The following is a 7,933-nucleotide window of genomic DNA, read 5'->3' as shown; positions in this document are numbered from 1 at the left end:
CTATAATTTAATGTTTCTCTTATGGCAATGACAAACACAGTTACAGTTAAAATAAAGGCGTAATATTGTTGCGCCATGAAAAAATGATCAAGAAATTCCCAGCCTAAAAGATCCAATAAAGAATTACCGGAAAACAGTAACAGCAAGATATTTATCAGAGTAATTCCTATAATGCTGAACGCAAGGAAATAATGAATTTTCAGGTATAATATATAGGAGGAGGATTTCCCAACTTTCTCCAGAACAAAATGTAGAAATAAAACAGGGAAAAGCAATTTTACTTCGGGCAGGGTGAAGAAACCTTCAAGTGAATAGCCCCATAATTCACTCATGGGTAACAGATCCGTCAAAGCCCCAAACACAAAAGAAAGTAAAAAGAATCCCAATAATTTGTTCGCAAAACTACCGTATTTCTTAGAGGCAATAAAAATCACCCCTAACAAAAGACCTTGAATAAGCGCAGCCCAGATTACTATGGTGATGAATGATTCCATTCTAATTCCTGTTCATATATGCCAATTAAATATTCAAAGAAAATGAATTTTATGAATTATCACATTTTAATTGTCTATACTGTATATAATTCACCCTTGCTTTCTGGCTTCATTAAAAACCACTATTTTTAGGTTATAGCTTGACTAGTTAAAAATACTCACAGAGTATAAGTCGCGCAAATAATATACGAACCCTTAGCCGTCTTTATGACCAACCAACAAAACAATGATCAAATTCTTTAGAGGACGGAGCGTTAAGAGGGCAGAATGAAATAATCTTTGAGATAGAAAACAACTAAGGTTAACAACATGTATAGCTTATTTCGGCTGAATTCCTAATCAGATTTCATTGCAATTTGGCTACCTTTCGGTTGCGGCGGAAAAATCCCTTAACAAGAATTAGAGCAATCATAGACAGCAAAACATAAAATAGACGATTTGGAAAAACACTATAAGAATATTGGCAAACTCTTTTTAAGAACAACAAAAGCAAAATCGATCTGGCCAGAGAGGGCTTCAGTGAAGGAAATTTTGTAGTTATTAACGCACAAAAACACAATGGCAATTAACATAGTTATAGGAGACCTTGTCGATAAAAATATTGAAATGGCGGAACGAAAAGGTATAGGGCATCCTGATACCATTTGCGATTACGTAACAGAACAAATTTCCATTGAACTCAGCAAATATTATTTGAAAGAGTTTGGTGCGATAATGCATCACAATGTTGACAAAGCCCTTTTAATTGGAGGCCAATCGAAGCCCGCATATAATGGTGGAAAAGTAATTAAACCCATTTCGCTGATAATTGCAGGCAGGGCTACGCACCAGGTAAGGGATAAAATAATTCCGGTTGAAGAAATTGCGGTTGAAACCGCAAAAAAGTGGCTACGGGAAAATATCCGGCATCTTGATGTTTCAAGAGATGTCCAGGTTATCTCAAAAATACGTCCGGGAAGTAAAGATTTAGTTGAACTGTTCAACCGTTTTGGGAAAGGTGAAATTCCACTGGCAAATGACACATCATTCGGTGCGGGTTTTTATCCCACTACCTTTCTGGAAGATACCATCATTAAGATTGAGGAATTATTAAATGCCCAATCCACAAAAAATATGTTTCCTTTTATTGGAGAAGACATTAAGGTGATGGGCGTAAAAGACTATTCGAAAAATTATTTTACAATCGCAATTGCAATGATTGATAAATATATTGCTGATTTGAATGACTATGTTTCCAAAATCAAACAGCTAAAAGAATTTGTCCTCACAAGGTTACTTTTAACCGAAACAACTATTTATATTAATACAGCTGACGATTATCTTCATGAAAGCATCTACCTGACAGTAACAGGCACAAGTGCAGAAAGTGGTGATGATGGACAGGTAGGCCGAGGAAATCGCATCAACGGATTAATTACTCCTTATTACCCTATGAGTTTGGAAGCAACAGCAGGTAAAAATCCTGTAAGTCATATCGGCAAAATTTACAATTACTTTGCAATGGATCTGAGCCGTGCTATTGTTAAAAATAATTTTGCTGATGAAGCCCTTGTTTTTATCGTATCTCAAATTGGCAAACCCATTAATGAACCCCAATTAATGCATTTTAAACTTAAAAATATTAGAGCAGATAAAAAACAAATTGAAGGTTTAGCAAAAGAAAAACTCAGTGGGCTTAATAAATACTGGAAGAGAATAATCTATGTTTAAAATGCATTAGAATACTTTTTATACTAACTATTATGTGTAATTTGATAAATGAATGAAACAGGGGGAAAATTGAAATTGAATTTTTGGACCTGCTGAAAGGCTTGTTCAAACGAGAAAACTTTCAAATGGCAGAACAAAAAGACTTAGATTTTACGTACTCGACTATCGACAAGATATTCCGTTTGAGCATGGGGGAAACAGGGGATTACAGCGGAGCAAAATATGATGGTGATTTTTCGATGTCTTTGGAAGAAGCTCAAAAGGTAAAACACAAATTCATAGCAGATAGTCTCAATATTACCAAAGGAAGTAAAGTGCTTGACATGGCCTGTGGCTGGGCACCTTTTATGAATTATATTATACATGAAAGAGGTTCAGAAAGTATTGGTTTAACACTCTCTCAAGGACAGGCGCATGCCTGTCAGAAGAATGGTTTTAATGTGCTGGTTAAAGATTGTCGCTATGTAAAAAAGGAGGACTTTGGAATATTTGATGCCATTACCTGTATTGGGGGATTGGAGCATTTTTGTTCAGTAAAAGAATGGCAGGCAGGCAAACAGGAAGACGTTTATCGCAATTTTTTTAAAACGCTCTATGATTTGTTGCCGGTTGGCGGGCGGTTTTATATGCAAACCATGACCTTCAGCAAGAATATGATTGAATTTAAAGAGCTGGACGTGAATGCTAAAAAAGGATCTACAGCCTATGTGATGGCGCTAATGGTAAAACAGTTCCCCGGTTCCTGGCTTCCTTATAGACCTGAGATGGTCATAAAATGTGCAAAACCCGGATTCAAACTAATTTCCCAAAGTAGCGGTAGATTAGATTATATTGAAACCATTGCTCAATGGAGGAAGAAATTCAGAAAATTTCATCTTAAAAAATATTGGCTTTACCTATCACTCATTCCAAGATATTTTTCAAATATGGAATTTAGACACCTGGTCGCTATTTTCAAAGTAAGCCCCAACAAGGTCTGTTTTGAAAACGAGGTAATGGATCATTACCGATTGGTTTTTGAAAAAGTTTAGCGATAAAGCTGAGTATGAAAAATTTTAGAATAACCCTTCCTGTAATCGTATTCTCCCAGTTCTGTGGCATATCGCTTTGGTTTGCCAGTAATGGTGTGATGAACGACCTTATCACAAATTTCAACCTTACTGATAGTGCTCTTGGGCACTTAACCTCAGCGGTCCAATTTGGCTTTATTACAGGTACATTGCTCTTTGCAATCTTGACGATCGCGGACCGCTTTTCGCCTTCAAAAGTATTCTTGATTAGTGCAATACTCGGAGCATTATTCAATATAGGTGTTATTTGGGAAGGTAATAGTTTGACAAGTCTGCTTTCATTTAGATTCTTAACCGGATTTTTTCTTGCCGGTATTTACCCTGTAGGAATGAAAATTGCCGCGGATTATTATGAAAAAGGACTTGGAAAATCGTTTGGGTTTTTGGTGGGGGCACTGGTCATTGGTACAGCGCTTCCTCATTTATTAAAGGGGATAACCGACGTTTTTTCATGGAAATCAGTATTATTCACAACTTCAGCCCTGGCAATGCTTGGTGGTTTTTTGATGATTGCCCTTGTTCCCAACGGGCCCTATAGGAAACCTGGCGTAAATATTGATTTATCTGCTTTCTTTAAGGTATTTCGCAATAGTAATTTTCGTAAAGCTGCTTTTGGATATTTCGGGCATATGTGGGAGTTGTATGCCTATTGGGCCTTTGTTCCTGTTATGTTGAAAACATACAACAATTTACATCCTCAAACTGGGTTTAATATTTCGGTCTGGTCTTTCCTGATCATCGCAATTGGTGGATTGGCTTGTGTTCTTGCGGGATATATTGCCAAAATAGTCGGAACAAAACGAACTGCATTTATAGCCCTACTCCTATCGTGTGTATGTTGCCTTATTTCGCCATGGATTTTTGATGTTACCTTTGAAAGTTTGTTTCTTGCCTTTCTTCTTTTTTGGGGCGCGGTAGTTATTGCCGACTCGCCTCTTTTCTCCACATTAGTAGCGCAAAATGCATCCCCTGAACTTAAAGGGACAGCACTTACAATAGTTAACTGCATTGGCTTTTCAGTAACCATTCTCAGCATTCAAATAATTAATGGAATGAGAGAACTAACCAATTCAAATAGCATTTACACTCTGCTAGCTCTAGGCCCCGTATTGGCACTGATTGCATTAAGCAGAAAAAATAAAACAACAACACCCAACAGTGCATAAAAGGCATTAGAACGTTTTTTAAAACGAAACGTTAGAGGAAATAAAAAATATTATTTATGTTCAGAAAGGTCGAAGAATCACAAACCCTATTAATAAATACCCAATCCAAAAATCTAGCCGCTCAAAATAAGGAGCTGATAAAATTCGGATTTGGGCAGTCCCCTTTTCTACCTCCGAAACAAGTTATGGATGAACTGAAGTCTGCCGTTCATCACAAGGAATATTCTTCAGTTCAAGGAGATCTGGAGTTAAGACAATATATGGCAGATTTTCACAAAGCACACAATGGTCTTACTGTTTTGGCCGATGATATATTGATAGGTCCAGGGTCAAAAATTTTAATTTTTACTACCTTAATGGCTTTCGAAAAGGCCGATGTCTTTATCCCAACTCCTTCCTGGGTTTCTTACGGACCACAAGCCAAACTTGCCGGACATAACATTATACAGCTCCCAACGGATTTCGACCAAAAATGGAGAATTAGTGCAGAAAGCCTCAAGAAAGCATCGAAACACAAATTACATAGAGCTACCATTTTGATATTGAACTACCCTGGTAACCCAGATGGATTAACCTACTCGGAGGGTGAATTAAAGGAAATTGCCGACCAGGCGCGAATCCAAAATATATATGTCATATCCGATGAAATATATGGTCTGCTTAACCATAACCTAAACCACAAATCTTTTGCGAATTATTATCCCGAAAAAACAATCACGACCACAGGATTATCTAAATGGTGCGGCGCAGGAGGTTGGCGATTTGGCGCTGTTTTTGTACCCAATGAAATTGAGTCAGACTTAAAAAAAACTATGATAGGCATAGGTTCTGAAACTTACTCTTGTGCCCCGACACCAGTGCAAATTGCAGCCAGGACCGCCTATAAAAATTTTCAGGACATTACATGGTATATCAAATGGCAGGTTAATATACTTAGTCAAATTGGAAATTACTGCTCTGACAAGCTGAATTCTTCCGGTATTCGAGTTCATAATCCCCAAGGCGGATTCTATATTTTTCCAGATTTCTCACTTCACCAGGAAAAATTGCATGCCGCAGGGATAAAAACCTCAAATGATTTATGTCAAACATTATTAAAAGATACAGGTGTCGTGTTATTGCCTGCCCATGCATTTGGATTTGAAGAAAATTATTTAGCGGCGAGATTGGCATATGTGGATTTTATTCCACCCCTGGAGAACAGCCACTTTGATGTAGAAAAGAATTGCCCGAAAGTGAAAATCGGAATTGATGCCATAATAAAATGGATCGAAAATATTTAAACCTCCTTGTATAAATATATATAAGAAATAGCTGCAGGGCCAAGTTAACAAAGCTTGCGCTTTTTTAATACATTTATAATATCTGAAAAGATTGCTGCTGTCAAAACGCTACTTTTCAAGCACAAACCCTTAACTACTGTTAACTGAATGATTCAATCTTACAAACAAAAACCGCGATTGCAAGAAACTTATGATACCATTATTATTGGCTCAGGAATGGGAGGCCTTACTACTGCTGCTATTCTGTCAAAAGAAGGTCAAAAAGTTTTAGTGTTGGAAAGGCATTATACTGCCGGTGGTTTTACACATATTTTTAAGCGTAAAGGCTATGAATGGGATGTAGGCATCCATTATATAGGAGAAGTACAGCGAGAGAATAGTATGTTAAAAAAACTTTTTGATTATGTGACGGACGGTGAATTGAAGTGGGCTGATATGGGAGAGGTGTATGACCGAATCATTATTGGGGATCAGCGTTTTGATTTGGTAAAAGGGGTTAAAAACTTTAAGAACCAAATGATTTCTTATTTTCCGGAGGAAGAGAAAGCTATCAATAAATACGTCGATTTGGTTTTTATGGCGGTAAAAACAAGCAAGAACTATTATATCAGTAAGGCTATTTCGCCATTCTGGAATAACCTTTTAGGATGGTTTTTGAGAAAACCTTTTTACAAATTCGCAGATAAAACTACCTATGAGGTACTCCGTTCATTGACAAAGAATGAAACCTTAATAAAAGTCCTTACGGGTCAATATGGCGATTACGGATTACCTCCAAAACAAAGTAGTTTTTCCATGCACGCCTCAGTAGTAAGACATTATTTTAACGGAGGAAGTTTCCCCATTGGAGGTTCTTCTCAAATTGTAAAAAAAATTGACCCTGTAATAGCTGCATCTGGTGGAACAATTCTGGTAAGTGCAGAAGTGGAAGAAGTTGTCATTGAAAAAAATACCGCTATTGGAGTGCGGATGAAAGACGGTAAAATACTTCGTGCTAAAAACATTGTAAGCAATGCAGGAATTATGACCACTTACAACAATCTATTGCCATCCAAAACGGTCGAAAAACACAAGTTGAAAGAACAGTTGCAAAAGGTAAAGCCATCTGTGGCACATGCAAGCTTATACATAGGTTTAGAGGGTTCTCCAGAGGAACTTAAGATTCCAAAAACAAATTATTGGATTTATCCGGCAGAAGGTGACCATGATTCATGTGTTGAAAGATATTTAGAAGATTTGTCACAACCATTTCCGGTAGTGTATCTGTCTTTTCCTTCAGCCAAAGACCCAGACTGGTCTAATCGCTACCCCGGCAAAAGCACCATTGATATCATTACATTGCTCCCCTATGAAACATTTGAAAAATGGTCTGATACTTCCTGGAAAAAAAGAGGAGATGAGTATGAAGCAATTAAAGAGGAAATCACCAATCGTTTGTTAAAGGAACTTTACAAACAACTGCCGCAGGTTCAGGGAAAAGTCAATTACTATGAACTTTCTACACCACTTACCACCCAACATTTTGTCAATTATGAAAAAGGAGAAATTTACGGATTGGACCACAGCCCTTCGAGGTTCAGACAACCTTTTTTAAAACCAAGGACACCAATCAAAAACTTTTATCTTACAGGTCAGGATATCGTAACTGCCGGTGTAGGAGGTGCTTTGTTCTCAGGAGTATTGTCTGCTATGGCCATTAACGGGAAAAACATTCTTAAAAAGGTTTAGGTATTACTTCTAAGATTCCCTTAGGTATTTCATCGCACTGAATAAAGGGGTTGTGCATTTTATTTTAAAAGTGACTGATAAATTTGAGCCTCAATTATCAAGATATAAACGAGTAATTGTGACCATGATACCTATATAAAAAATACAGTTAAAACCTTGTTGTATGAAACACGAAAAGTCCTGAATATGGAGTATGAAACAGGAAAATAAAATATTCGGAATAATCGGATTCTTAGCAGTTCTTATGGGATTTTTAAGTAAAGTTATTTACCGGGATTTCATAAATCTAAATGAGATAAATGATTATGGAATAGCTGGGTTTTTACCAAGTTATTTTTATGTCTTAGGGTTTTCATTATTACTATTGATCAGGCCTACGAAACATTCAAAAAAAATTGTACTGATTGTAACAATAGCCTCAATTTTATTTGAACTAAAACAGTGGAGTACATCCGGAAAACTTGATCTTAAAGACATAATAG

General features: G+C 36.8%; 8 protein-coding genes. 7 read left to right on the top strand and 1 reads right to left on the bottom strand.

The features are described from left to right. Positions 1-494, bottom strand: a 494-nt coding sequence (locus WBM60_RS14175; protein ID WP_424283225.1) for a hypothetical protein, incomplete at its 3' end; no start/stop codon positions are given. A 558-nt stretch (positions 495-1,052) separates the two neighbouring features. On the opposite strand from WBM60_RS14175, the gene WBM60_RS14170 reads away from it, so the two are divergent. The 7 genes from WBM60_RS14170 to WBM60_RS14140 all read left to right on the top strand — a co-directional run. Continuing rightward, on the top strand, positions 1,053-2,204 hold the full coding sequence (locus tag WBM60_RS14170; protein ID WP_424283224.1) for a methionine adenosyltransferase: 1,152 nt from the start codon (positions 1,053-1,055) through the stop codon (positions 2,202-2,204). 125 nt (positions 2,205-2,329) lie between these two features. After that, positions 2,330-3,235, top strand: coding sequence for a class I SAM-dependent methyltransferase (locus WBM60_RS14165; RefSeq protein WP_424283223.1), 906 nt, complete (start codon positions 2,330-2,332; stop codon positions 3,233-3,235). A gap of 14 nt (positions 3,236-3,249) precedes the next feature. After that, the gene (locus WBM60_RS14160) at positions 3,250-4,440 is read left to right on the top strand and encodes an MFS transporter (RefSeq protein ID WP_424283222.1); all 1,191 of its coding nucleotides are present in this window, start codon (positions 3,250-3,252) and stop codon (positions 4,438-4,440) included. A gap of 56 nt (positions 4,441-4,496) precedes the next feature. Next, a complete protein-coding gene (locus tag WBM60_RS14155; RefSeq protein WP_424259349.1) occupies positions 4,497-5,723 on the top strand; it encodes a pyridoxal phosphate-dependent aminotransferase in 1,227 nt (408 codons plus the stop codon). A 147-nt stretch (positions 5,724-5,870) separates the two neighbouring features. Beyond that, positions 5,871-7,451, top strand: coding sequence for a phytoene desaturase family protein (locus tag WBM60_RS14150; RefSeq protein ID WP_424279215.1), 1,581 nt, complete (start codon positions 5,871-5,873; stop codon positions 7,449-7,451). Positions 7,452-7,503: 52 nt separating this feature from the next. Beyond that, positions 7,504-7,590 (top strand): hypothetical protein, encoded by an 87-nt coding sequence (locus WBM60_RS14145; protein ID WP_424283226.1) that lies wholly within the window; start codon positions 7,504-7,506, stop codon positions 7,588-7,590. A gap of 54 nt (positions 7,591-7,644) precedes the next feature. After that, positions 7,645-7,933, top strand: a 289-nt coding sequence (locus WBM60_RS14140; RefSeq protein WP_424283221.1) for a hypothetical protein, incomplete at its 3' end; no start/stop codon positions are given.

Source organism: Eudoraea sp., from assembly GCF_049669105.1.
In the GTDB taxonomy this organism is placed as follows: Bacteria; Bacteroidota; Bacteroidia; order Flavobacteriales; family Flavobacteriaceae; genus Eudoraea.
This window is presented reverse-complemented; position numbering and strand designations above follow the sequence as displayed.

Bases quoted from the DNA above. Each gene is read 5' to 3' on its own strand.
- WBM60_RS14170 (WP_424283224.1), top strand. From the start codon at position 1,053: ATGGCAATTAACATAGTTATAGGAGACCTTGTCGATAAAAATATTGAA.
- WBM60_RS14160 (WP_424283222.1), top strand. From the start codon at position 3,250: ATGAAAAATTTTAGAATAACCCTTCCTGTAATCGTATTCTCCCAGTTC.
- WBM60_RS14150 (WP_424279215.1), top strand. From the start codon at position 5,871: ATGATTCAATCTTACAAACAAAAACCGCGATTGCAAGAAACTTATGAT.
- WBM60_RS14165 (WP_424283223.1), top strand. From the start codon at position 2,330: ATGGCAGAACAAAAAGACTTAGATTTTACGTACTCGACTATCGACAAG.
- WBM60_RS14155 (WP_424259349.1), top strand. From the start codon at position 4,497: ATGTTCAGAAAGGTCGAAGAATCACAAACCCTATTAATAAATACCCAA.